Genomic DNA, 24,789 nt, shown 5'->3' with positions numbered 1-24,789 from the left:
ACCATGATTGATTTACACTGCCATTCAACCGTTTCAGACGGCATGCTGTCCCCAACCGAAGTTGTCCGACTCGCCCGTCAAAACGGTTGCACCCTACTCGCCCTGACCGACCACGACCACACCGGCGGACTGGCCGAAGCTCGTGCCGAAGCCGATACCCTCGGCCTCCCCTTCGTCAACGGCGTGGAGATATCCGTCACTTGGCGCGGCCGCACCATCCACGTTGTCGGCTTGGACTTTGACGAACACAACGAAACCCTGCAAAACCTGCTTGCCGAAGTCCGCAAAGGCCGTCTGAAACGATTGGAAGCCATCGCGGTCAAACTGGAAAAAAAAAGCATCACAGGCGCGTATGAAGGCGCACTGGCATTGGCCGCCAACAAAGAAATGGCCAGCCGCACCCACATTGCCGAATTCCTCATCCGCGCAGGCCATGTTAAAAACAAACAGCAGGCATTTACCAAATACCTGGGCGACGGCAAATCCTGTTCCGTCAGACACGAATGGGCCACACTGGAAGACTGCGTAACCGCGATTACAGGCGCGGGCGGCATGGCCATTATCGCCCACCCGATGCGCTATGAATTATCCGCCACCGCCAAACGAAACCTGTTTCAAGAATTTAAAAATCTCGGCGGCGCGGGGATTGAAGTACACAGCGGCAACTGCTGCAAAAACGACCGCCTCAACTATGCCCTGCTTGCCGACCGCTTCGACTTTCTCGCCAGCGCAGGCAGCGACTTCCACCGCCCCAACGACTTCAGCGGCGGCATACTCGGCGCCTGTCCCGACTTACCCGAACAATGCCGGCCGGTCTGGGAACACTTTAAGGCCGTCTGAATTTTTGACAGCAATTTTTCAGACGGCCCGCCAAGTATGAGACAGTTATAAACATATCACACTCTACATATTGAAACTGCCTGCCCGATACACCATAATAACCCTATAAATACCCCAAAAATAAAGGTTAACACCATGTGCCAACTGCTCGGCATGAATTGCAACACTCCCACAGACATCATGTTTTCTTTTGAAGGCTTCCGCCGTCGCGGCGGCATTACCGACCACCACGCCGACGGCTTTGGTATCGGCTTTTTCGAAGGCAAAGGCGTGCGCTTGTTTCACGACGACAAACCCAGCGCCAACTCGCCCGTTGCCGACTTGGTACGCGCCTACCAAATCAAATCTGAAAACGTTATCGCCCATATCCGCAAGGCCTCACAAGGCCAGACCTCATTGGCGAACACTCATCCCTTCATGCGCGAGATGTGGGGCGAATATTGGCTGTTTGCCCACAACGGCCATTTGATTGATTTTTTCCCCGAGCAGGGTGAGTACTACCATGCCGTCGGCACGACCGATTCCGAACGCGCGTTCTGCTTTATTCTCAACCGCCTGCGCAGCCGCTTTGCCACCAAGCCCGAACCTGAAGTTTTGTTTGACGCCATTGCCGGCCTGACCCATGAAATCCGCCGCTACGGTTTGTTTAATTTCGTGATGTCCAACGGCGACTGCCTGTTTGCCCACGCCAGTACTTTGCTTCACTACATCGTGCGTAAAGCCCCGTTTGGCAAAGCACGTTTGCTGGACGATGATGTCATGGTCGATTTTTCAGAAGTGACCACCCCGAACGATAAAGTTTCTGTCATCGCCACCCTGCCCCTGACACGTGACGAAACCTGGTCGCAATTGGCAGTCAATGAATTGGTGATGTTTCAAGACGGCGACATTGTCCTCAGCGACCGCCCCGACAATCCGGTTTACATGAGCGCGGAAGAAGGTTTGGAAATCGCCCGTGCCGTCGGCGTATCGGTTTGACGTTTGATTGACTGAAAAACACAAGGCCGTCTGAAAAGCCCGACTTCGCCAAAGTTGCCCTTTCAGACGGCCTTTTTATACCTAAATTCTACGCAAAAGCCTTTACTATACGAAAATAACGCAATCCGCTACAATAATAGTTCACAAACAATAAATTCAATTGCTTAGCGACCTTGCCGAGCGTATGACAAGGAAACCCGATGAAGTGCCCGTTTTGCCAACACCCCAACACTCAAGTAACCGACTCGCGATGGCTGGAAGACACCAACAGCATCCGCCGTCGCCGCAAATGCTTGGAATGCGGACAACGCTTCAGCACTTTTGAAACCGTTGAAATGCGGATGCCGCAAGTCATCAAATCCAACGGCACACGGGTTCCCTTCAATGCGCACAAACTGCAGACCAGCCTTGAGCGCGCGCTGCACAAACGCCCTGTCACGCAAGAACAAATCGATGAAACCGTTGCCCTGATCGAGCAGCGCCTCTACCGTTTGGGCAAAAAAGAAGTCGCTTCGCGCATCGTCGGCGAAATGGCGATGGAAGAGCTGGCCAAAATCGACCAAGTTGCCTATGTCCGCTTCGCGTCCGTCTATAAAAGCTTTAAAGACGTTTCCGAATTCACCCAAGTCATCGCCGAATGCAAAGCCAAATAAGGCCGTCTGAAACCATGTTTTCCGCACTTGATACCCAAATGATGCAAACCGCCCTCGAGCTGGCCAAGCTTGGGCGGTTTTCTACTTCCCCCAATCCCCGCGTCGGTTGCGTCATTGCACACGGCGCCCAAATCGTCGGACAAGGTTTCCACGTCAAAGCAGGCGAGCCGCACGCTGAAGTTCACGCCTTGAGGCAAGCCGGGGCGGCGGCAAAAGGCGCAACAGCCTATGTCACGCTGGAGCCTTGCAGCCATTACGGCCGCACGCCGCCATGTGCCGAAGCGCTGATTCATTCCGGCGTAGCACGCGTGGTCGCCGCCATGACCGACCCTAACCCGTTGGTCGCAGGCAAAGGTTTGTCCATGCTGGAAGCCGCAGGAATCCGTACCGAAAGCGGTTTGCTGGAAGCGCAGGCGCGCGAGCTCAACCGCGGTTTCCTGTCGCGTATCGAACGCGGCAGACCGTTTATCCGCCTCAAATGCGCCGCCAGTTTGGACGGCAAAACCGCTCTTTCAGACGGCTGCAGCTTTTGGATTACCGGCGAAGCGGCGCGCGAAGACGTACAAATTCTCCGCGCCGAAAGTTGCGCCGTTTTGACCGGTATCGGTACCGTACTTACCGACAACCCGAAACTCAACGTCCGCAGCTTCCCCACCTTGCGCCAACCTGCACGCATCGTCTTGGACAGCCGGCTGCAAATCCCTTTGGACTGCCACCTCGTGACCGATACCGACAGCCCGACCGTTATCGTTACCCTTTCCTCAGACGAACAACGTTTGCAGGCGCTGGGTAAATTTGAACATATCCGCATCATCAGGCCGTCTGAACACATCAACGGCCGCATCAATCTTCCTTCCCTTATGCCGCAACTGGCAGAGCTTGGCTTTGGCGAAGTTCTGATAGAAGCCGGCTCAACACTTGCCTCAGCCTTCCTGAAGAATGACTTGGTGGATGAAATCGTCCTCTACCAAGCGCCGAAACTGTTAGGCGCAGGCAAACCTCTATTCTCCCTTCCTGAAAATCCGGCCGCCCTACTTTCAGACGGCTCCTGGCTGAGTCAATCGGTAGAAATCATCGGGCAGGACATCAAATGGGTTCTACGGAAAAAATCCGTCTGATTGCTTGTCATAAATAATTTAATTATTTTCAATAGAGTTATTCTATTGTTTATATAGCAATAAATGTGATTTATTCATCAATCTATTATAATGACTATAGCGTATTTCAATTTAAAACTTTGACTTAGGCTCATTATAATTAACCTGATTGTCAACAAAATTCTTTTTTTCTTCACGAAATAATAAACTTTTAAAATAAGTTAAGCCGAGAAAATTTATTAAAAGTTTTTATTCTAGAAGGATTCTAAACGGCATAACCGATAGCTTGATTTCATGAACCAAGCATTTGACAAGAAAATATCCAAAATTAAAACATGTGGTTGCATAAAACCTTTTAAAATTAAATATTCAAAAATACCGTTTCCATACCTCAGAGGCCGTCTGAACGACCGTTAAACTTTTTTGATTGAGACGAATCTGATAAATGCTTATGATTTCGTCTGCTGGGATTATAAGTACGGTTTTGAGGCTTCACACGATACGGCAGCAGCAAACAACTCAGGCATCGGGCAAACACTCCCGATTTACTCATTCATTACACGAAAGACATCATGAAAAACATTACGATACAAAAATTTGCCGATAAGACCGCAAAAATCGGCATCGTCGGCTTAGGCTACGTTGGTTTACCACTGATGCTGCGCTATGTGGACATCGGTTACCAAGTTTTGGGTTTCGACATCGACAAAACCAAAGTCGACAAGCTCAACAAAGGCGAAAGCTACATCGAGCATATTCCTTCCGACAAAATTGCCGCCGCTTCAAACAGCCTGTTTGAAGCCACCACCGACTTCTCCCGCATCGGCGAAGTAGAAGCCGTGATTTTGTGCGTACCGACTCCGCTGAACAAATACCGCGAACCGGACATGAGCTTTGTTATCGACACTACCGACGCGGTCAAACCTTACCTGCGCGCCGGTCAAGTGCTGTCCTTGGAATCCACCACCTACCCCGGTACTACCGAAGAAGAATTGCTGCCACGTATGGAAGAAGGCGGCTTGAAAGTCGGTCAAGACGTGTTCTTGGTTTACTCTCCCGAGCGCGAAGACCCAGGCAACCCTAACTTCGAAACCCGTACCATCCCCAAAGTCATCGGCGGCCATACCCCTGCGTGTTTGGAAGTCGGCCTGGCGCTGTACCAACCCGCCATCGATAAAGTTGTTCCGGTAAGCTCCACCAAAGCTGCCGAGCTGACCAAACTTCTGGAAAACATCCACCGCGCCGTAAACATCGGCTTGGTGAACGAGATGAAAATCGTTGCCGACAAAATGGGCATCGACATTCACGAAGTCATCAATGCCGCCGCAACCAAACCGTTCGGCTTCGTTGCTTATTACCCGGGCCCCGGCTTGGGCGGCCACTGTATCCCTATCGACCCGTTCTACCTGACTTGGAAAGCCCGCGAATACGGCGTAAACACCCGCTTCATCGAGCTGGCAGGCGAAGTGAACTCCCACATGCCCGACTACGTTATCGAAAAAGTCGGCCTGGCTTTGAACGACCACAACCGTTCCATCAAAGACAGCAAAATCTTGGTATTGGGTATCGCCTACAAGAAAAACGTAGACGATATGCGTGAAAGCCCGTCTGTGGAAGTGATGGACCGCCTGCACAAACTGGGCGCAGTGGTTTCCTACTCCGACCCGCACGTTCCAGAGTTCCCACACATCCCCGGCCACCACTACTTCGACTTGAAGAGTGAAGCGCTGACCCCTGAAACTGTTGCCCAATACGACTGCGTGGTTCTGACCACCGATCACGACAAATTCGACTATGACATGATCACCGAACATGCCAAGCTGATTGTCGATACACGCGGCAAATTCCCAGTGAAAAATCCTAAAGTCATCAAAGCATAATCTTGCTTCAGACGCATCCGGCTGCCTCCGGTTTCCCGACCGGGACGGCGGCCGGTTTCCCAAGGCCATTTGTTTTTCAGACGGCCTTGGGAAACCGGCAACGGTAACAACGCATCTCTTACGAAAAACGCTCAGCTCGAACTTCCGGCCGTCTGAAAACAAATAATATGAACGCGAAAAAAATCCTCGGCTACGCATTGGGCCCGATAGGAAGCGCCGCTTTCGGCCTGCTTTCCCTGCCGCTCATCTCATGGTACTTCCCTGCGGAAGACATCGGCCGTATCGTACTCTTGCAGACCATTGCCGGATTGAGCATCCTGTTGCTGGGCCTGGGGCTGGACCAATCCTATATTCGCGACTATTACGCCGTTAAAGACAAGGCCGCGCTGTTCAAATCCGTTTTTTTATCGCCATTGATTCTGACGGTGGCGGTTGTGGTTTTAGTGTTGCTGATAAACGCATCATGGCCGTCTGAAATCATTTTCGACATCCCCAGTGCGAATTTGGGAATTCTTTTCCTGATTTTCTTGGCCACCACGCTGATTATCCGTTTTTTAGCCTTGATTTTGCGGATGAAAGAGCAGGCACTGGCTTTTTCACTCAGCCAGCTTGCGCCGAAATTTTTGATTTTGGTGTTGGTTTTTGCCGTGATTGCTTCCGGCCTGCCCGCCAATACCACTTCGCTGGTTTTTGCCTACACCGCCGCCCAAGTGCTGACCGTTGCGCTGTTGATCTATCAACTGCGCCGAGACCTGCGAGCCGTTTCCCATGCGAAATGGTCGCCTGAGCTGCACCGGGACGGCCTGCGCTACGGCCTGCCGCTGGCATTCGGCAACTTGGCCTATTGGGGTTTGACTTCGATTGACCGCTTTGTCCTCAAGAATATCTCGGGCTTGGACGAGTTGGGTATTTATTCGATGGCAGTCAGCTTTGGCGCTGTCGCCCTGATTTTCCAAAGCGTGTTCTCCACCATTTGGGCGCCTTTGGTGTTCAAATGGGTGGAAGAAAAAACCAATCTGGACAAAATCGGCGACATCACGCTTTCCATGACCGTCCTCATCAGTGCAATGATTTGCCTCATCGGAATTTTTTCGCCGATGGCGACTTGGATACTGCCGGAAAAATACACGCAGGTTCAATTTATCCTGCTCTCGTGTATGCTCTTCCCCCTGTTTTACACGCTGACCGAAGTCAGCGGCATCGGTTTGAACGTCGTCCGCTCAACTTGGCTGATTACCGCCATCAACATCGTTGCCTTTATCGCCAATACCGCCCTGCTCTATCTGCTGGTGCCGAAATTCGGTGCAAAAGGTGCGGCTATGGCCAGCGCAACGGCTTTTTGGCTGTTTTTCATCTTGAAAACCGAATTCTCTTCACGTCTGTGGCAACCTTTGCCGCGCCTGAAGATTTATACCAACTCAACGCTCTGCCTGATGATCTGCCTTGCCTACACTTGGCTGGGTACGCGCGACAACTATATTTGGTTTGCGCTGGCATGGGCCGTCGGACTGGGTTTCCTGTTCCTAAAATACAAACACGCATTATTTGCCGCGACCGAAAAAATCAAAGCCAAATTAAACCGTTCGGCAAAATAGCCAACCTGAGATTCATGTCTCTACGATAACAACAGCACGACTATGAAAATAAAACGTCTGAACTTATACACTTACATCCTATACATCATGCTCGCAGCCTATATGCTGGGGCCCGCGCTGTCCTTCAAGGTCGGCGTGCCGCGTATCGACAACCCGCTGACCCTGATATTTGTACTGCTTGGTTTTGTCGTATTTTTTCTGGAAAGCAAGCATATTCCTCGCAAGATTTTTGCCATGCTCTGCGCCCTGACCGCCATGTGCATCTGGCCTGCCATCCACATGGGCATTACGTCGCTGACGCCTACGCAGTACATGGATATTTTGTTTTTTATGGCGGTTCCGGCTTTCTTCTACTTGTTTTACCAAGTATTGAAGCGCGCTGACGACCCTTTGAGGACGATTCAGAAGTTCCTCGTCGTATTTACATTGTTTATCGCCGTGCCGCCGTTTGCAGAGCTGGCCACCGGTATTCAGTTTGTGAGTGCCAGCGATGAGTTGGCTATTGATGAAGGCTCGCTCAAAGGCTTGTTCTTTAACCCGAACAACCTTGCCGCCACCGCAGTCTGCCTTGCGCCTGCCATTTTGTTTTTCTTCCAACTCCAAGGACGGAAACACAAAGAAAAACTGCTGGGCTGGGGCTTGTTCCTGCTGTTAGGCATGGCCATTTTCGCCAGCGTATCGCGTACCGCCATCGGCTGTTACCTGTTGATTTTGCTGGTTTATACGGCCTATCGCAAAAACGGTTTTATTACGGTCGGCGTAGCTGGTTTGCTGGCATTGGTGTTGTCGATGATTCCGTCTCGAGCGATTGCGGAATTTTTGCTCTCACTCAACGGCAACCAGTTTTTGGAACGCTTTTCCAGCCGCGTGTACCTCTTCCTGTACGACTTGGGCAGCGACAACTCCGTGTCCTACCGTCAGGAGATTTACAACTACTTCTGGAACAATCCGCCCCTGCTGCTGACCGGCTACGGCCCTAAAAACTTCCGCGAATATTTCGGCGGCCATTTGAGCGGCAGCTTGGGCTTTGAAAACCCGCACAGCTTCATCATCGAGCTGTATTTGGGTTTCGGCATGATTTCCCTGCTCGGCTTTATTGCCTTTGTGGCGTGTTATTTCCTCTACACCGCCTCAAACCGCGCAGTAACCGGCAAATCGCGCGTTTTGGCCTGGGTTGCCTTGGGCATTTTCCTGCTGGCCGGTTTTATTCCGTCCACCATTTTGCGTATGCCATTTATCTGGCTGCCCTGCCTGCTGATTTTTATTTACAGCGTATTTGTTGCGCCCAAGCTGAAAGATATGGCCGCTTACGCATACAACGAAACACTATACGATACGAAGAAACCATCATGAAAATCATCCTGACTACCTCCATGTCCGGCCTCGGTGGCACTGAAAACGCCACTTTCCGCCTCGGCCGCCTGCTCAAACAACGCGGACACGATATCGTATTGGCCTCTTCAGACGGCCCTTTGATTCAGGAAGCGCAAGCATTGGGCATCCGTTGGCAGCCGATTGATTTTTATCAAGGCGGGCTTTTGGGTTACATCAAAGGCATGTTTGCCTACATGAAACTGCTGAAAAAAGAGAAACCCGATGTGATTCACTGCCAAATGGCGCGTATCGTTCCGGCCTGCGCCATTGCGGCCAAGTTTGCCTCGCCGAAAACCAAAGTGTTCTACCACGCACGCGGCCTTGATCCGGAAACTTATCCGAAAATTGCCAAGCTTTTCGACAAGCTGGGCGTGTACATCATCGGCAACTGCAAACACGAACGCGAAAAACTCATCCGTTACGGTTTCCCTGCCAACCGCATCACCTACACTTACAACGCCCTGCACAAAGCGGATTACGTTCCTGAAAAAACAGTCAAAGACTATGTCCAACTGGGCACGCTTTCCCGTTTGGACACCGTCCGCGCCGTGCATCTGATGTTGGACATTCTCAAGAAAATGGTTGACCGCGGTATGCCTGTACGCCTCAACGTTGCAGGCATCGGCGAAGAAATGGACAACCTCAAAGCCCAAGCCAAACGTTTGGGCATCGAAGACAAAGTTACCTTCCTCGGCGGCGTCCGCGACTTGACCGGCTACTTCAAAGAAGTCGATATTTTGGTGAACACGCCGCATTGCGTGGGCGACCACGGTGCAGGCGTCGGCAACAATATTTTGGAAGCCGGCCTCTACGACACACCTGTCGTGACCTACAACATGGCGGGCATTTCCGAAATGGTCATCACCGGCCAAACCGGCTACTGCATTCCTTTCGGCGATGAAGAAGCGTTTATCGAAGCCGTCGATACACTCATCAAGCATCCAGAGTTGCGCGGTCAAATGGGCAAAGCCCTGCACAAACACGTCGAAACTTTATGCTCCGACGACGAAATCTACCGCACCACCATGGCTGCGTACGAAATGTAAGGCCGTCTGAAACATGAACATTACCATCGTCGCCCCTTATTGCTCGCTGCCGTCCGAGCCGCATTTCAACCGCTTCTGGTATCTTGCCGAGCTGTTGTCGCGGTCGCATGACGTATTGCTGATTACTAGCAACTTCAAGCACTACGACAAATCTTTCAGACGGCCCGAAGATGCCGAGGCCGCCTCACAAGGCCGTCTGAAAGTCATGCTGTTGGAAGAAAGCGGATACAGCAAAAACGTGTCTTTAGGACGCGTGACCAGCCATCACCGCTTCGTCAAACATTTTGAAAAATGGTTGGAAAACTGCCGTCCGGGCGAACAAGACGTCGTCTTTTCCGCCTATCCGCTGATTGCCACCAACCTGCTGTTGGGCAAACACAAAGCACGTTTGGGCTACAAGCTGATTGTCGATGTGCAGGACGTATGGCCGGAGTCCTTCTCCTCGGTCGTACCGTTTTTGAAAAAAGTACCGCACAACCTGCTGCCCTTTGCTTCACGCGCCAACCAAGCCTACCGCTACGCCGACGCGCTGATTGCCGTATCGCAGACTTATCTCGACCGCGCCAAAGAAGCCAATCCGAACGTACCCGGCGAAGTCGTCTATATCGGCGCCGACTTTCCCAAACTCGATGCCGCGCCTGCCAAAGATTTCGGCGACGACAAAACCCGCTTTTTCTATTTGGGCACGCTCAGTTACAGCTATGACGTGGAAACTGTGTGCAAAGGCATTCGCAAGCTGTTGGACGCCGGCGAAAACGTCGAGTTGCACATCATGGGCGGCGGTCCCGATTTGGACAGGCTCAAACAATATGCCTGCGACGGCATCCAGTTTTACGGCTACATTCCTTACGCCGAAATGATGTCGGTTGCCAAGGGCTGCGACATTTCCGTCAACGCCATCCACTCTTACGCCATGCAGTCGATTACCAACAAACTGTCCGACTATATGGCTTTGCAAAAACCGATTCTGAACAGCCAGGTCAACGACGAAGTTGCCGAAGTCCTCACCCTGCTGCCGCATGCGGACTACCGTTCCGGCGATGTGGAAAGCTTCGTTCAAGCCGCCAAAGATATTTTGAAGCGCAAAGACGATCCTGTTCAGTCCGAAGAAATCGTCCGCCGCTTCAAGCGCGACGTTGCCTATCAAAAAATCGTCAACCTGATTGAAAGATTAGCTCATGAATAAATTTTTCAAACGCCTGTTTGACATTGTTGCCTCCGCCTCAGGGCTGATTATCCTGTCGCCTGTGTTTTTAATTTTGGTGTACCTCATCCGCAAAAACTTAGGCTCGCCCGTGTTCTTCATCCAAGAGCGGCCGGGTAAAGACGGCAAGCCGTTTAAAATGATTAAATTCCGCTCCATGCGCGATGCAATTGATAAAGACGGCAACCCGCTACCAGACAGCGAACGCCTGACCGATTTCGGCAAAAAATTACGTGCCACCAGCTTGGACGAACTTCCTGAATTATGGAATGTCTTAAAAGGCGAGATGAGTTTGGTTGGCCCTCGTCCGCTGCTGATGCACTACCTGCCGTTGTACAACGACTTCCAAAACCGCCGCCACGAAATGAAACCGGGCGTGACCGGTTGGGCGCAAGTCAATGGTCGCAACGCCATTTCATGGGACGAAAAGTTCGCCCACGATGTTTGGTACATCGACCACTTCAGCTTCTGGCTGGATATTAAAATTTTGTTCCTGACGGTTAAAAAAGTCTTCGTCAAAGAAGGCATCTCAGCCGAAGGTGAAGCCACTATGCCTTATTTCACGGGTAATAAAACTGATGAAAAAAAATAACATACTGATTCTGTCGGCAGGCCGCCGCGTCGAATTGGTGCAGGACTTCCAAACCGAAGCCGCACGTTTTTCAGACGGCATCGGCGTATTTGCCACTGACCTCAATCCCCACATGTCTTCAGCCTGTCATGTCGCCGACCGCGCTTTCAGCGTACCGCGCATCGACGCAGCCGAATACATCGACAGCATTTTCGAACTGGCCAAACAACACAACATCGGCCTGATTGTGCCGACCATCGATACCGAACTGCTCAAGCTGGCCGAAGCACGCGACCGTTTTGAAGCCGAAGGAATACACATCGTCATTTCCGACGCCAAACTGATTACCCTGTGTCGCGACAAGCGCCTGACCGCAGGCCTGTTTGCACAATACGGCATCCGTTCGCCTGAAATTTATGAACGGGACAGCCTGGCCTTCCCGTGTTTTGCCAAGCCTTACGACGGCAGCCGCGCCATCGGTGCGAAAAAAATCAACACACCGGCCGATCTGACCGCCGACATTGCCGAAGATCCGAAAATGATGTTCGCCCAATACATCGATATCGAAAATGCTTTTTCCGAGTTTACCGTCGATATGTATTACGACCGTCAAGGCCGTCTGAAATGCGCCATTCCTCGCGAGCGTTTGGAAGTGCGTACCGGCGAAGTCAGCAAAGGCGTAACCCGGCGCAATGCCCTGTATGAAGAGTTGGTTGAAAAAATGGCCGTATTGGAAGGCGCACGCGGCTGCATTACCGCGCAGTTCTTCGTCAGCAAAACTGACAATACGACCTACGGCGTGGAAATCAATCCGCGTTTCGGCGGCGGTTTTCCACTGACCTACGCCGCAGGTGGCAACTATCCGGGCTGGCTGATTCAAGAATATATCGGCGGACAAGACATTCCCTTCTCCGACGACTGGGAAAACAATTTAATCATGCTTCGTTATGATGCTAAGGTTTTGGTAAGAGAACATGATTAAGCCGGAAGAATCCGTCATCGTTTTTGACCTTGACGATACGCTTTACTCTGAACATGACTACAAATGCTCCGGAATACGGGCAGTTGTAGAGATGATTACGTCGCTTTATCCGCAATACAATGCCGGCGTACTATATGAAATTGCCGACAATAAAAGTAAAGACTGGCTCGACAATTTGTGTCATCATTGCAAATTAAACGAATCAGAGAAACAATCACTCTTGTGGCAATATCGGCTGCATCGGCCTGCCATCCGACCCTATGTCGAACCGTCTTTTTTACGGAAGCTGATGCGCCCTTTTGCCGCACGCGCCCTGATTACAGACGGCCGCAGCCTGACACAGCGGTTGAAAATACAGGCCTTGGGCCTGACCGATTTGTTTGACGACATTTTGATTTCGGAAGCCATGCAATCGGAAAAGCCCGACGACAAGCGTTTCGTTTTCCTGCAAAACAAATATCCGGCTGCAAAACGTTTTATTTACATCGGCGACAACATCAAAAAAGATTTTGTCGCACCCAACAAACTGGGTTGGCTCTCCATAGGCATCATGCCTAAGCCGCACAATATTCATCAAGCCGAGCCCGAGCAATACGGCCGTGAATACCAGCCCACCCTTTGGATAAACACCCTGGAAGAATTGACTACACTGACAACTTCCGCCACCGAAAAAGCAAATGCATAAGGGACATTTCTCCATGAAAATCTTATTTATGGGTCGTAAACAGGTTTCCGCCAACCTGCTTCGTTTTTTGACCAAACAAGACCATATCGAAATCGTCGGCGTCTTGACCGACAGCCATCTGCAAGGCTCGCCGACCACGGCTGCCGCGCAGGAATTGGGCCTGCCCCTGTACACCTTCGATACGGCTTTGGAAGCAATGCGTGAAGGCCGTCTGAAATACGATTTGGGCTTGTCCGTCCTTTACTGGCGCAAGCTGCGTGATGAATTCCTGAGCATTCCGACTTTGGGCACAATAAACTTCCACCCTGCGCTGTTGCCCGAATACAAAGGCACAGGCGGCTACAACCTGGCCATCATGGACGAACTGGACCAATGGGGCAACACCGCCCACTACGTCGATGCCTCCATCGACACCGGCGAAATCATCGAAGTGGACCGCTTCCCCATCGACGCCGAAACAGAAACCGCCCAATCGCTCGAACGCAAAACCATGCAGGCGCTGGAGCCGTTCGCACAACGCATCATCGCCCGCGCCATCGAGTCGAAAACCAAATTGCCGACCACGCCCAACATCGGCGGCCGCTACGTCAGCCGCGACGAAATGGAAGCCATGAAGCAAATCCTCGACGGCGACAATATCGAGAAGAAAATCCGCGCCTTCTGGTTCCCCCCTTACGACGGCGCATACGTCGAAATCAACGGTCAGAAATACACCCTGATCAACCGCCAACTGCTGGAAGAAATCGCCCCCAAAGGCTCAACCAGTCTTTTCGCAGGAAAAACAAATGCTTAATACATCACTCTCCCCATGGCCAAGCTTTACTCAAGAAGAAGCCGATGCCGTTTCCAAAGTCCTGCTGTCCAATAAAGTCAACTACTGGACAGGTACGGAATGTCGCGAATTTGAAAAAGAATTTGCTGCCTTTGTCGGCACACAATATGCCGTCGCCCTTTCCAACGGTACGTTGGCTTTGGACGTAGCCCTCAAAGCAATGGGCATCGGCCAAGGCGATGATGTGATTGTCACTTCGCGCACCTTCTTGGCTTCAGCGTCCTGTATCGTAACCGCCGGCGCCAATCCGGTTTTCGCCGATGTCGATTTAAACAGCCAAAACATCAGCGCCGAAACCATCAAAGCCGCTTTGACGCCAAACACTAAAGCCATCATCGTGGTTCACCTTGCCGGTATGCCTGCCGAAATGGACGACATCATGGCTTTGGCCAAAGAACATAACTTGTGGGTTATCGAAGACTGCGCCCAAGCGCACGGCGCGAAATACAAAGGCAAATCCGTCGGCTCTATCGGCCATGTCGGCGCATGGTCGTTCTGCCAAGACAAAATTATGACCACCGGCGGCGAAGGCGGCATGGTCACCACCAACGACAAAGAGCTGTGGAGCAAAATGTGGTCGTACAAAGACCACGGCAAAAGCTACGATGCCGTGTACCACCGCGAACACGCACCCGGTTTCCGCTGGCTGCACGAAAGCTTCGGTACCAACTGGCGCATGTTGGAAATGCAGGCGGTCATCGGCCGCATCCAGCTCAAACGCATGCCCGAATGGACGGCGCGCCGCCAAGAAAACGCCGCCAAACTGGCTGAAAGCTTGGGCAAATTCGCCAGCATCCGTTTGGTTGAAGTAGCCGACTACATCGAACACGCGCAATACAAGTTCTACGTTTTCGTCAAACCCGAACACCTGAAAGACGGCTGGACGCGCGACCGCATCGTCAGCGAACTGAACGCGCGCAAAGTCCCCTGCTATCAAGGCAGCTGCTCCGAAGTGTATTTGGAAAAAGCCTTCGACAACACGCCTTGGCGTCCGAAAGAGCGGCTGAAAAACGCTGTCCAACTGGGCGACACCAGCCTGATGTTCTTGGTGCATCCGACCCTGACCGATGAAGAAATTGCGTTCTGCAAAGAAAACATAGAAGCCGTATTGACTGAAGCCACGGCATAATCATTTTCAGACGGCCTGCAACCTCAGGCCGTCTGAAAAAAGCAAAACAGCCTGCTTCAAACAATCCGTACCAAGCCACATTACAACACTCAGACACACGTAAAAAATAAAATGAACTTGGAAACCCTGCTGGCTCTGCCGCGCAATCTAAAAAAAACCTTCTTCGTCATTCACGATATCTTGATGATCTTCGTGGCGTTTTGGTTTGCCCAAAGCCTTAAAGTGCAATACTCCGACGAATGGTTGAGTATCGCCAACTGGCTGGCTTTCGGCAGCACCGCGTTGCTGACCATCATCCTTTTTATCCGTATCGGCCTCTACCGCGCCGTTACGCGCTTCGTCAGCGTCCGCGTCCTGACCGCCGCCGCATTCGGCAGCATTATTTCAGCGGTCTTGTTCTGCCTGACCACCCTGGTTTTTGAGCAAAAACTGCACCTTGCCCTGCCCATCGTCTATTTCTTGGTCTTGGTGGTCGGCGTAACCAGCTCGCGCATGATCCTGCGCGCGATTCTGACCGACCACCACCGCAAACAGATGACACCCGTCATCATCTACGGCGCAGGCCAATCCGGCCGCCAATTGCTGGAAGCCATCAAACAGGTTAACGAATATTCGGCCATCGCCTTTGTCGATGACAACCCGAAAATCCAACGCACCGTCATCTATGACCTTGCCGTTTACAACCCCAACGAAATCCCGATGCTGATCAGCCGCTACGGCGTACGCAAAATTCTGCTGGCGATTCCAAGTTCTACGCCTGAAGAACGCAAAGACATCATCCGCCGCCTCGAAGCCTACAAATGCGAAGTCCTGACTATTCCGGGCATGAAAGATTTGGTGGACGGCAAAATCAGCGTCAGCTCATTGAAAAAAATCTCCGTGGTCGATTTGCTCGGCCGTGCCCCTGTGGCACCGCGCCCTGAATTGATGAGTGCCGACATCAGCGACAAAGTCGTGATGGTGACCGGCGCAGGCGGCTCTATCGGCTCCGAGCTTTGCCGTCAAATTCTCAACTGCCGTCCGACCAAACTGTTGTTGTTTGAATTGTCCGAATTCGCCCTGTACAGCATAGACAAAGAATTGCGCGAAACCCAAGCCTCGCAAGGCAGCCAAGTCGAAGTCGTACCGCTTTTGGGTTCGGTTCAAAACAAAGAACGCCTCAGCAGCGTCATGAAGGCCTATCACGTCGATACCGTCTATCATGCCGCGGCCTACAAACATGTCCCTATGGTCGAGTTCAACACCATCGAAGGCATTCAAAACAACGTGTTCGGCACACTCTGCTGCGCGCAGGCTGCCGTAGATGCAGGCGTTTCCACCTTTGTTTTGATTTCCACCGACAAAGCCGTCCGCCCGACCAATACCATGGGCGCCAGCAAACGCATGGCCGAACTCTGCCTACAAGCCCTTGCCGCCGAGCCGGAACAAAAAACACGCTTCTGCATGGTGCGTTTCGGCAATGTATTGGGTTCGTCCGGCTCCGTTGTCCCTGTATTTGAAAAACAAATTGCCGAAGGCGGCCCGATTACCCTGACCCACCAAGACATTACCCGCTACTTCATGACCATTCCCGAAGCGGCGCAATTGGTTATCCAAGCCGGCGCAATGGGTAAAGGCGGCGACGTATTCGTCCTCGACATGGGCGAATCTGTCAAAATCATCGACCTTGCCCGTCAAATGATTGTCCTCAGCGGCCTCAAAGTCAAAGACGAGCAACACCCACACGGCGACATCGAAATCAAGATTACCGGCCTGCGCCCGGGCGAGAAACTTTATGAAGAACTGCTCATCGGCGATGAGGTGCAAAAAACCACTCATCCCCGGATTATGACCGCCAATGAAGTAATGCTTCCATGGACGCAATTATCTGACATACTGTCGGAACTCCAAACCGCTTGTCTCCAAAGCGACCAAAACAGCCTGCGCCAGCTTCTGTTGCGCGCACCGACAGGCTTCGTACCCAAAGACGGCATCTGCGACTTGGTTTGGCAACAAAACAACAAGGCCGTCTGAACATTTTCAGACGGCCCGGACACCATACTGCAAGGACTACTACATGAAAAAAACGCTCTCCCTGCTTACTCTATTTGCACTGGCTGCCTGTAACAGCACGACAGTCATTCCCGGTTCGACCATCAAAACCCGAACCAAAACTATTGTTTACACCGACAACGACACCGCAGCCGATACCAACCTCGATAGCCGCGTTGCCGTTTACCCCATCACGCCCAACCTGATTGAAAAAATGCGTACGCCGCCCGTACTTTCCCAAGCCAACCAAGGCTTGGAACAAAGCAAAAGCGCTTACCGCTACCGCATCGGCAGCGGCGACGTCCTCAACATCATGGTTTGGGCGCATTCCGACCTCAACTCCCCCATCCAACAAAGCAACCCGCAAACCAACCAAGTCAGCCGCGGTGCCTGGGTGGATGAGGGCGGTTACATTACTTACCCGTTGGCAGGCAAAATCCAAGCCAAAGGCAAAACTTTGGACGAATTGCAAAACATCCTGACCAACCTTTTAAGACGCTACATCAAAAACCCTCAAGTCGCCATCAACGTTACCGAGTTCCGCTCGCAACGCGTTTCCGTTTCCGGCGCCATCAACCAAGCCGGCCAATTGCCGATTACCAATATCCCGATGACCATTTTGGATGCCATCAACCAAGCCGGCGGCGTTACCCAAAGCGCCGACACCCAGCACATCAAATGGACGCACAACGGCGTTGACCGCACCATTTCCCTGCAAAACATGCTGCAATACGGCGATATGTCGCAAAACCACCTCCTCAGCCATGGCGACATCGTTTACGTTCCTAACAGCAGCAACAACAAAATCTACATCATGGGCGAAGTCGGCAAACAAGCGACCCTACCGATCGGCAACCACGGCCTCAACCTGACCCAAGCACTCGGCGAAGTGGGCGGCATGAACCAAGCCTATGCGGATGCAACCGGCGTATTCGTAATCCGCCGCGTACCTGAAGATGCGGCCAAACCTATCCACATCTACCAGCTCAACCTGAAAGATGCGACCTCTTACGCGCTGGGCAGCGAATTCAAACTGCGTTCCGAAGACACCGTTTACGTTACCTCCGCCCCGGTTACCCGCTGGAACCGCGTAATGTCACAAATTACCAACTCCATCAGCAACGTCAACACCCTCGACAATACGTTTAAATAAGCAGTGGTTCCTGCTGTCGAACCTTGTTTGACAGCAGGATACAAAATCACGCACAATCCGACCAAATTACATAAACGGCATATAAAAGCCGTACACACCGCACAAACGGAAAAGCAGTACCTTATAGTCTGACTCACGCTTTTTTCAGACCATAAACCGAAACAATATCATGTACCACAACATACTCATCGTCTGCCTAGGCAACATCTGCCGCTCCCCCACCGCAGAGCGGATTATGCAGAAAAAACTACCCGGCCACCGCATCAGCAGCGCCGGCATAAAAGCACTGGCAGGTAAGGATGCCGATTTCCAAGCCATCAAAACCGCACTCAAACACGGCGTTATCGTTGCAGGCCATACGGCACGCCAACTGACCGCCCAAATGTGCGAACAGGCCGATTTGATTCTCGTCATGGAGCCCTGTCAAATCGACATGGTGGCCGACATCCATCCGCCGGCACGCAGCAAAACCATGCTGTTTGCACAATGGTTGCCGAAGAAAACCGTACCTGACCCATACAAACAAAGCAGCGAAATGTTTGAAGCCGTTTTCGAACAGCTCAATGCTGCCGCAGACACTTGGAAAACCAAACTAAACGGAAAAACTCAACCGGTATAAAACCGGCATGAACAAGAAAGCAAGCAATGAAAAAAACGACCTACACACCTTATAGCGCAGACAACGACGAAATCGACTTCGGCCAACAGCTCCGCGTCATTTGGATGCACAAATACAAAATCCTCGCCGCCCTGCTTGCAGGCGGCATACTCGGCGCGGCCTTCAGCCTGGCATCCACCCCGCAATACCGCGCCGACGCCATGTTAGAAATTGAAACGCGGCAAAACCAAATCCTGACCGAAATCAACAGCATCTTCAACAACCAAACCACGCCGTCTGAAGCAGAAGTCGAGCTGGTTCAATCACGCCTGGTGCTGGGTAAAACCGTTGACGACCTCCAACTCGACCAAGAAGTCAAAGCCAAATACACGCCCGTTATCGGCAGCCTGATGCACAATCTCAGCGGCAACCCCGATCCCAAACTGACCGTCGGCAACTTTACCGTACAAGAAGAATGGTTCAACAAAACCTTCACGCTGACCGTCAAAAACAACAAAGCCTATACCCTCACCCTTCCCGACAAACACGTCGTCGAAGGCAAGGTCGGCGTGCCTCTGAAAATCAACAACCAAACCATCCTCAAAATCGATCAAATCCTGGCCGATCCGGGTCAAGAGTTTGCGTTGACTAAATTCTCACGCATCAGCGCCATTGAAAACATCCAAAGCAAACTGGCGGTCATCAGCAAAGGTAAAACCAGCCCCATCATCAACCTTACCTTTACCGGCACCGACCCTAAACGCACCAGCGTCATCCTCAACAGCATTGCCGACAACTATGTTGCGCAAAACCGCGAACGCGACGTCCAAGTCGCATCCAGCGGCTTGGCTTTCATCAGCGAAGAATTGCCGCGCTTGAAAGAAACCTTGCAGGACGCTGAAAACAAACTCAATGCCTACCGCCAACAATCAGGCTCCCTCGACATCCCGCTTGAGTCCAAAGGCGCATTGGAAAGCCTGACCGGCATCGAAACCCAAATTACCCTGCTCAAAACCGAAGAAGCAGGTTTGGCCGAGCTGTACACACCGGAACACCCTTCCTATAAAGCCGTATTGGACAAACTCTCCGTCCTCGAGCGCGCTAAAAACAAAATCAACCAACAAATCGCCGAATTGCCCAATACCCAACAAGAAGTCATCCGCCTGACCCGCGACGTAGAAACCAACCAAGCAACCTACGTCCAACTGTTGAGCAAACAACAAGAGCTCAACATCATGAAAGCCAGTGCGCAAGGCAATGTCCGCATCGTCGATTATGCTTACGTCCCTGAAAATCCGGTTGCACCGCGCAAAGCCGTCATCACGCTCCTGAGCGCACTTGCCGCAGGCTCGTTGACCGCTTTGTGGCTGATGATCCGCAACCGCATGAAAAACGGCATTACTTCATCCGAAGAAATCGAAAACCTCAACTTAGAAGTCGTCGCTCTTGTTCCGCACTCCAAAACCCAGCAAAAACGTGACTTCTTCAAAAACAAATTCAAAAAAACCGGCGGCCGTTCCAACTATCTGCTGGCCAGCGAAGACCGTACCGACACGGCCGTCGAAGCCATCCGCGCCCTGCGCACCAATATCTACTTCTCCATGCTGGACGCGCCTAACAACGTCCTCATGATTACCGGTGCCGCACCTGAAGCAGGTAAATCCTTTATCTCCGCCAACCTCGCCGCCGTAATGGCGCAATCGGGCAAACGCGTTCTGCTTATCGATACCGATATGCGCAAAGGCTATCTTGACCGACTCTTCGGCCTTACCCCCGAGTTCGGCTTGTCCGACATCCTAAGCGGCAAGGCGGCTCCAGCCAAAGCCGTACAAGAGACCGGCATTGAAAACCTCCACCTCATCAGCAGCGGCAGCTATCCCAGCAATCCATCCGAACTTTTGATGGACAACCGCTTCAACGAGTTGCTCGCCCACGCGCGCCAACGCTACGATTACGTCATCTTGGATACGCCGCCCGTATTGGCCGTGACCGACGCCGTCATCATCGGCCAACATGCAGGCACCGTCCTGATGATCAGCCGTTATGCACACACGCGTGCACGAGAGCTTGAGGCCAGCGTCGAACGCCTCAAACAAAACCACATCAACATCAAAGGTGTCGTCCTCAACGGCATGAAGCGCGAAGCCAACAACAGCTACGACTACTACGCCTACGATGCCTACCATTCCGGCAACAATAAATCATAAACCGAAGCAGGCCGTCTGAACTTTCAGACGGCCTGAGGCTTTTTAAACGGCACAAAATGTTTTTCACAAACGCCGCCCTTGCACCCCAAAGCCGTTTGTTTTAAAGTAAGCCCCGTTCCCATATGGAAGAGAAACATGAAAATTACCGTCATCGGCGCAGGTTCGTGGGGTACAGCTCTCGCGTTGCACTTTGCGCACCACAACAATGAAGTCGCCCTTTGGACACGCAATCCCGACCAAATCCGCACCCTGCAAGCAGACCGCGAAAACAAACGTGGCCTGCCCGGCTTCCCTTTCCCTGAGTCCCTGACCGTTTATGCCGATTTAGGCGAAGCGCTGAAAGACAGCCAACTTGCCCTGATCGTTACCTCCGTAGCCGGCCTCAGAAGCAGCGCCGAGCTGCTCAAACAACATAACGCCGCCGACATTCCCGTTCTCGCCGCCTGCAAAGGTTTTGAACAAGATACCGGTCTTTTGACTTTCCAAGTACTGAAAGAAGTCCTGCCAAACAATAAAAAAATCGGCGTTCTCTCAGGCCCGAGCTTTGCCCAAGAACTGGCCGCTCAACTGCCTTGCGCCGTCGTACTTGCCTCCGAAAACAAAGAATGGGTGGAAGAAACCACCGCCCAACTGAACACCAACGTAATGCGCCTGTACGGCAGCACCGACGTCATCGGCGTTGCCGTAGGCGGTGCCGTTAAAAACGTCATGGCGATTGCCACCGGCCTTTCAGACGGCCTCGAATACGGCCTCAATGCACGCGCAGCCCTAGTAACGCGCGGCCTTGCCGAAATCACCCGCCTTGCCATCGCCATGGGCGCGCAACCCAAAACCATGATGGGTTTGGCCGGCATCGGCGACCTTATCCTGACCTGTACCGGCGCACTCTCGCGCAACCGCCGCGTCGGCCTCGGCCTCGCAGAAGGCAAAGAATTGCATCAAGTGCTTGTCGAAATCGGCCACGTTTCCGAAGGCGTTAGCACCATCGAAGAAGTCTTCAATACCGCCGCCAAATACCAAATCGATATGCCCATCACCCAAACCCTGCTGCAACTCATCCGCAAAGAAATGACCCCGCAGCAAGTCGTTGAACGACTGATGGAACGAAGCGCGCGCTTCGAATAAACGGTCGCGCCGTCTGCCATTCAGACGGCCTGACGCACAATATGACGGCCATCAGGCCGTCTGAAGGGAAACACATGAACCAATCACTGAACAATCTGGAAATCAACGTTTACCAACTTGTCCAAAAATTTGAAACACTGGTTTCAGAAAACCGCCGTCTCAACGAAGAAATCGACAGACTCAAACTCGAGCAAGAGCAACAAAAACGCCAACACGACGCGGCCATTGACGAACTCAGCGAAGCCTTGCTGGTTCAAGTCGGCAAACTCAAAGAAGACCTGCAAAGCAAAATTGACAGCCTGACCGTCGAAAAAGAAAACTACCGCAACGCACTGGCCCAAAGCGCAGACCAAATCCGCAGCCTCATTGCCCGACTGCCCCAAGAAACACAACAATAAAAGGACGCCCCGTGAGTATCGAACAAGTCAATCTCGACATCATGAATGTCAACTTCACCATCAACACGCCGAGTGAAGAAAAAACCACCCTCCTGCAAGCCGTTGAAATGCTCAACAAAAAAAGCGACGCGATTAAAGAAAGCGGCCGCATCGTCGGCACGGACAAAATCGTCGTCATGGCAGCCCTCAACGTCGTACACGACCTCTTGAAAACCACCCTCAACGACGATTTGGCAATCGGTGAATTTGAGCGTAAAATAACCGACATGAACAACGCGTGCCAAAAAGCACTGGCGCGCTTGGAGCAAAACTAATTTCCCCTTTTCCCTGCGGTGTTCGCGAAGGCATATATTCCTTTGAACCAATACGTTCGCTTTAGGTTGCCGGGAGCTGTAGTGGGCGCGAGTGTCCGTTTGCCGGACGCACCCGAAACTACCCGAGGTGACCGCCTTGTCAGCAAGGTTCAAGCGGATTCAGCCTAAACGGCACTCGTGGGGATTCCCTAAAAAAGCCATACCGAAAGGTGTGGCTTTCCCCTTTCTAAGTAAAGACTTTCGTAAAGATTTCCGGCCGTCTGAAAAAACCGCATATTCATGCATCAAACACGCTCAATTAAGATTGACAAAAACCAATCTCCTCTTTAAAATCCATAACTTTCTATATATATCTGGATTCCAACCATGAAAACCTTCTCTGCAAAACCCCATGAGGTGAAGCGCGAATGGTTCGTCATTGACGCAGAAGACAAAGTTCTGGGTCGTGTCGCAGCCGAAGTCGCACACCGTCTGCGCGGCAAACACAAACCCGAATACACCCCTCACGTTGATACCGGCGACTACATCATCGTCATCAATGCAGACAAACTGCGCGTGACCGGTGCTAAATTCGAAGACAAAAAATACTTCCGTCACTCTGGTTTCCCAGGCGGCATCTACGAGCGCACTTTCCGCGAAATGCAAGAGCAATTCCCTGGCCGCGCTTTGGAACAAGCCGTAAAAGGCATGTTGCCTAAAGGTCCTCTGGGCTACGCCATGATCAAAAAACTGAAAGTGTACGCCGGTGCCGAACACGGCCACGCTGCACAACAACCTAAAGTTTTGGAACTGAAATAATAAGGACACGACATGAACGGTAAATACTACTACGGCACAGGCCGCCGCAAAAGTTCAGTGGCTCGTGTATTCTTGACTAAAGGTACCGGCCAAATCATCGTAAACGGCCGTCCCGTTGACGAATTCTTCGCACGTGAAACCAGCCGCATGGTTGTACGTCAACCCCTGGTTCTGACTGAAAATGCCGAATCTTTCGACATCAAAGTTAACGTAACCGGTGGCGGCGAAACCGGTCAATCCGGCGCTATCCGTCACGGCATCACCCGCGCCCTGATCGACTTCGACGCAGCCCTGAAACCAGCTCTGTCTCAAGCAGGCTTCGTTACTCGCGATGCTCGTGAAGTTGAACGTAAAAAACCAGGTTTGCGCAAAGCACGTCGTGCAAAACAATTCTCCAAACGTTAATACGTTTTCAGAATCGAATCAAAAGCCTTGCTCTGCAAGGCTTTTTTCATTTATCAAACAAACAATCATTCAATCTTTTTCACGGCACAATACATGACGAAAACCCTGCTCCACTACGCCAAATCATTGCTTCAGGCCGTAATTATTTTCATCTTTCTCTCCTTGATTGTCGACTGGGTACGTAAACCCGACCAACCCTTACAATCAGCAGCGCAAACCCTCACGCTAACCAACGGACAAACCACCTCCCTCCAATCCTTCAGCCAGAACCGTGTTGCCGTTGTTTACTTTTGGGGTAGCTGGTGCGGTATTTGCTCATACACATCACCGACCATAGAAAAACTGCATCAAGACAGTATTCCGACTCTGGGCGTAGCCTTGCGCTCCGGAAGCGACAATGATATTACCCGCCATATGCAAGAAAACAATCTATCCTTTCCAAACGTCAACGATTCAGACGGCCTGATGGCCCAAAAATGGAATATCGCCGTTACACCGACCATTATCATATTAAAAGATGGAAAAATGATTCATCACACATCCGGACTTTCCAGCTACATCGGCTTAAAAATCAGAATTTACTTAGCAGACATCTTCGGCTAAATTCATTGAAAATCCACTAAAAATAGAAAGTCCAAAGAATCATCTCTGCCGAATATATTTACCCTATTCCACTTCATAAATAAATAAACTATCTCTTTCCCGATAACATATGATTTTGTTGAGATTATAAAGAAAATAGACTAAGATATAACCATAAGAACAATTGGAAACATTATTATCAAAACAAACTGTTAGAGATCTTCATCTAATATTGTGGCCGTGATGCTTTTGTTCCCATAGACCCGGTTGCCGACGGCAGCCTTAAAACAGCAATATTCGCCTTTATTAATT

Annotated in this window: 24 protein-coding genes and 1 other RNA gene; all 25 read left to right on the top strand. The window is 51.6% G+C overall.

What is annotated here, in order from left to right; all coding sequences use genetic code 11:
* Nucleotides 1–3 precede the first annotated feature (3 nt).
* The 25 genes from HMPREF2551_RS00730 (at nucleotide 4) to HMPREF2551_RS00610 (ending at nucleotide 24,498) form a co-directional block, all read left to right on the top strand.
* The gene (locus HMPREF2551_RS00730) at nucleotides 4–840 is read left to right on the top strand and encodes a PHP domain-containing protein (protein ID WP_070836780.1); all 837 of its coding nucleotides are present in this window, start codon (nucleotides 4–6) and stop codon (nucleotides 838–840) included.
* 135 nt (nucleotides 841–975) lie between these two features.
* Nucleotides 976–1,818 carry a class II glutamine amidotransferase gene (locus tag HMPREF2551_RS00725; RefSeq protein WP_070836779.1) on the top strand — a complete coding sequence of 281 codons (843 nt, stop codon included), beginning with the start codon at nucleotides 976–978 and terminating at the stop codon, nucleotides 1,816–1,818.
* A 200-nt stretch (nucleotides 1,819–2,018) separates the two neighbouring features.
* Nucleotides 2,019–2,471: a transcriptional regulator NrdR gene (gene nrdR, locus HMPREF2551_RS00720; protein ID WP_070607152.1), complete on the top strand. Its 453-nt coding sequence runs from the start codon at nucleotides 2,019–2,021 to the stop codon at nucleotides 2,469–2,471.
* 14 nt (nucleotides 2,472–2,485) lie between these two features.
* Nucleotides 2,486–3,589 carry a bifunctional diaminohydroxyphosphoribosylaminopyrimidine deaminase/5-amino-6-(5-phosphoribosylamino)uracil reductase RibD gene (ribD, locus tag HMPREF2551_RS00715; protein WP_070836778.1) on the top strand — a complete coding sequence of 368 codons (1,104 nt, stop codon included), beginning with the start codon at nucleotides 2,486–2,488 and terminating at the stop codon, nucleotides 3,587–3,589.
* 551 nt (nucleotides 3,590–4,140) lie between these two features.
* A complete protein-coding gene (locus HMPREF2551_RS00710) occupies nucleotides 4,141–5,448 on the top strand; it encodes a nucleotide sugar dehydrogenase (RefSeq protein ID WP_036492804.1) in 1,308 nt (435 codons plus the stop codon).
* 167 nt (nucleotides 5,449–5,615) lie between these two features.
* Nucleotides 5,616–7,043: an oligosaccharide flippase family protein gene (locus HMPREF2551_RS00705; protein ID WP_070836777.1), complete on the top strand. Its 1,428-nt coding sequence runs from the start codon at nucleotides 5,616–5,618 to the stop codon at nucleotides 7,041–7,043.
* A gap of 42 nt (nucleotides 7,044–7,085) precedes the next feature.
* Nucleotides 7,086–8,396, top strand: a complete 1,311-nt coding sequence (locus HMPREF2551_RS00700) for an O-antigen ligase family protein (RefSeq protein ID WP_049322610.1) — start codon at nucleotides 7,086–7,088, stop codon at nucleotides 8,394–8,396.
* Nucleotides 8,393–9,463, top strand: coding sequence for a glycosyltransferase family 4 protein (locus tag HMPREF2551_RS00695; RefSeq protein ID WP_070836776.1), 1,071 nt, complete (start codon nucleotides 8,393–8,395; stop codon nucleotides 9,461–9,463). The genes HMPREF2551_RS00700 and HMPREF2551_RS00695 overlap by 4 nt, the downstream gene beginning before the upstream one ends.
* Before the next feature lie 13 nt (nucleotides 9,464–9,476).
* Entirely contained in the window at nucleotides 9,477–10,649 is a 1,173-nt protein-coding gene (locus tag HMPREF2551_RS00690; protein ID WP_070836775.1) for a glycosyltransferase, read from the top strand.
* Nucleotides 10,642–11,259, top strand: coding sequence for a sugar transferase (locus tag HMPREF2551_RS00685; RefSeq protein ID WP_036492790.1), 618 nt, complete (start codon nucleotides 10,642–10,644; stop codon nucleotides 11,257–11,259). Before HMPREF2551_RS00690 ends, HMPREF2551_RS00685 begins: the two co-directional genes overlap by 8 nt.
* Nucleotides 11,246–12,220 (top strand): ATP-grasp domain-containing protein, encoded by a 975-nt coding sequence (locus HMPREF2551_RS00680; protein ID WP_070836774.1) that lies wholly within the window; start codon nucleotides 11,246–11,248, stop codon nucleotides 12,218–12,220. The genes HMPREF2551_RS00685 and HMPREF2551_RS00680 overlap by 14 nt, the downstream gene beginning before the upstream one ends.
* Nucleotides 12,213–12,905: an HAD family hydrolase gene (locus HMPREF2551_RS00675; protein WP_036492784.1), complete on the top strand. Its 693-nt coding sequence runs from the start codon at nucleotides 12,213–12,215 to the stop codon at nucleotides 12,903–12,905. The genes HMPREF2551_RS00680 and HMPREF2551_RS00675 overlap by 8 nt, the downstream gene beginning before the upstream one ends.
* Nucleotides 12,906–12,918: 13 nt before the next feature.
* Nucleotides 12,919–13,698, top strand: coding sequence for a methionyl-tRNA formyltransferase (locus tag HMPREF2551_RS00670; RefSeq protein WP_049333556.1), 780 nt, complete (start codon nucleotides 12,919–12,921; stop codon nucleotides 13,696–13,698).
* Complete coding sequence (locus HMPREF2551_RS00665) at nucleotides 13,691–14,866, top strand: DegT/DnrJ/EryC1/StrS family aminotransferase (RefSeq protein ID WP_003748998.1); 1,176 nt, start codon at nucleotides 13,691–13,693, stop codon at nucleotides 14,864–14,866. The genes HMPREF2551_RS00670 and HMPREF2551_RS00665 overlap by 8 nt, the downstream gene beginning before the upstream one ends.
* Before the next feature lie 111 nt (nucleotides 14,867–14,977).
* On the top strand, nucleotides 14,978–16,879 hold the full coding sequence (locus HMPREF2551_RS00660) for a polysaccharide biosynthesis protein (RefSeq protein ID WP_070836773.1): 1,902 nt from the start codon (nucleotides 14,978–14,980) through the stop codon (nucleotides 16,877–16,879).
* 43 nt (nucleotides 16,880–16,922) lie between these two features.
* On the top strand, nucleotides 16,923–18,050 hold the full coding sequence (locus HMPREF2551_RS00655; RefSeq protein ID WP_070836772.1) for a polysaccharide export protein: 1,128 nt from the start codon (nucleotides 16,923–16,925) through the stop codon (nucleotides 18,048–18,050).
* A 169-nt stretch (nucleotides 18,051–18,219) separates the two neighbouring features.
* Complete coding sequence (locus HMPREF2551_RS00650) at nucleotides 18,220–18,669, top strand: low molecular weight protein-tyrosine-phosphatase (RefSeq protein WP_004520878.1); 450 nt, start codon at nucleotides 18,220–18,222, stop codon at nucleotides 18,667–18,669.
* A 26-nt stretch (nucleotides 18,670–18,695) separates the two neighbouring features.
* Nucleotides 18,696–20,855 carry a polysaccharide biosynthesis tyrosine autokinase gene (locus HMPREF2551_RS00645; protein WP_036492774.1) on the top strand — a complete coding sequence of 720 codons (2,160 nt, stop codon included), beginning with the start codon at nucleotides 18,696–18,698 and terminating at the stop codon, nucleotides 20,853–20,855.
* A gap of 135 nt (nucleotides 20,856–20,990) precedes the next feature.
* On the top strand, nucleotides 20,991–21,980 hold the full coding sequence (locus HMPREF2551_RS00640; RefSeq protein WP_003749007.1) for an NAD(P)H-dependent glycerol-3-phosphate dehydrogenase: 990 nt from the start codon (nucleotides 20,991–20,993) through the stop codon (nucleotides 21,978–21,980).
* Nucleotides 21,981–22,054: 74 nt separating this feature from the next.
* Nucleotides 22,055–22,378, top strand: a complete 324-nt coding sequence (locus HMPREF2551_RS00635) for a hypothetical protein (protein ID WP_036492772.1) — start codon at nucleotides 22,055–22,057, stop codon at nucleotides 22,376–22,378.
* 11 nt (nucleotides 22,379–22,389) lie between these two features.
* Nucleotides 22,390–22,692 carry a cell division protein ZapA gene (gene zapA, locus HMPREF2551_RS00630; RefSeq protein WP_070584685.1) on the top strand — a complete coding sequence of 101 codons (303 nt, stop codon included), beginning with the start codon at nucleotides 22,390–22,392 and terminating at the stop codon, nucleotides 22,690–22,692.
* A 7-nt stretch (nucleotides 22,693–22,699) separates the two neighbouring features.
* A non-coding RNA gene (ssrS, locus tag HMPREF2551_RS00625) (6S RNA) lies at nucleotides 22,700–22,880 on the top strand.
* Between the two features lie 178 nt (nucleotides 22,881–23,058).
* Complete coding sequence (rplM, locus tag HMPREF2551_RS00620) at nucleotides 23,059–23,490, top strand: 50S ribosomal protein L13 (protein WP_003684605.1); 432 nt, start codon at nucleotides 23,059–23,061, stop codon at nucleotides 23,488–23,490.
* A gap of 12 nt (nucleotides 23,491–23,502) precedes the next feature.
* Nucleotides 23,503–23,895: a 30S ribosomal protein S9 gene (gene rpsI / locus HMPREF2551_RS00615; RefSeq protein WP_003681515.1), complete on the top strand. Its 393-nt coding sequence runs from the start codon at nucleotides 23,503–23,505 to the stop codon at nucleotides 23,893–23,895.
* A gap of 93 nt (nucleotides 23,896–23,988) precedes the next feature.
* The gene (locus HMPREF2551_RS00610) at nucleotides 23,989–24,498 is read left to right on the top strand and encodes a protein disulfide oxidoreductase (RefSeq protein ID WP_070836771.1); all 510 of its coding nucleotides are present in this window, start codon (nucleotides 23,989–23,991) and stop codon (nucleotides 24,496–24,498) included.
* Nucleotides 24,499–24,789 lie beyond the last annotated feature (291 nt).

Source organism: Neisseria sp. HMSC066H01 (assembly GCF_001837375.1).
Classification (GTDB): Bacteria; Pseudomonadota; Gammaproteobacteria; order Burkholderiales; family Neisseriaceae; genus Neisseria.
This window is presented reverse-complemented; position numbering and strand designations above follow the sequence as displayed.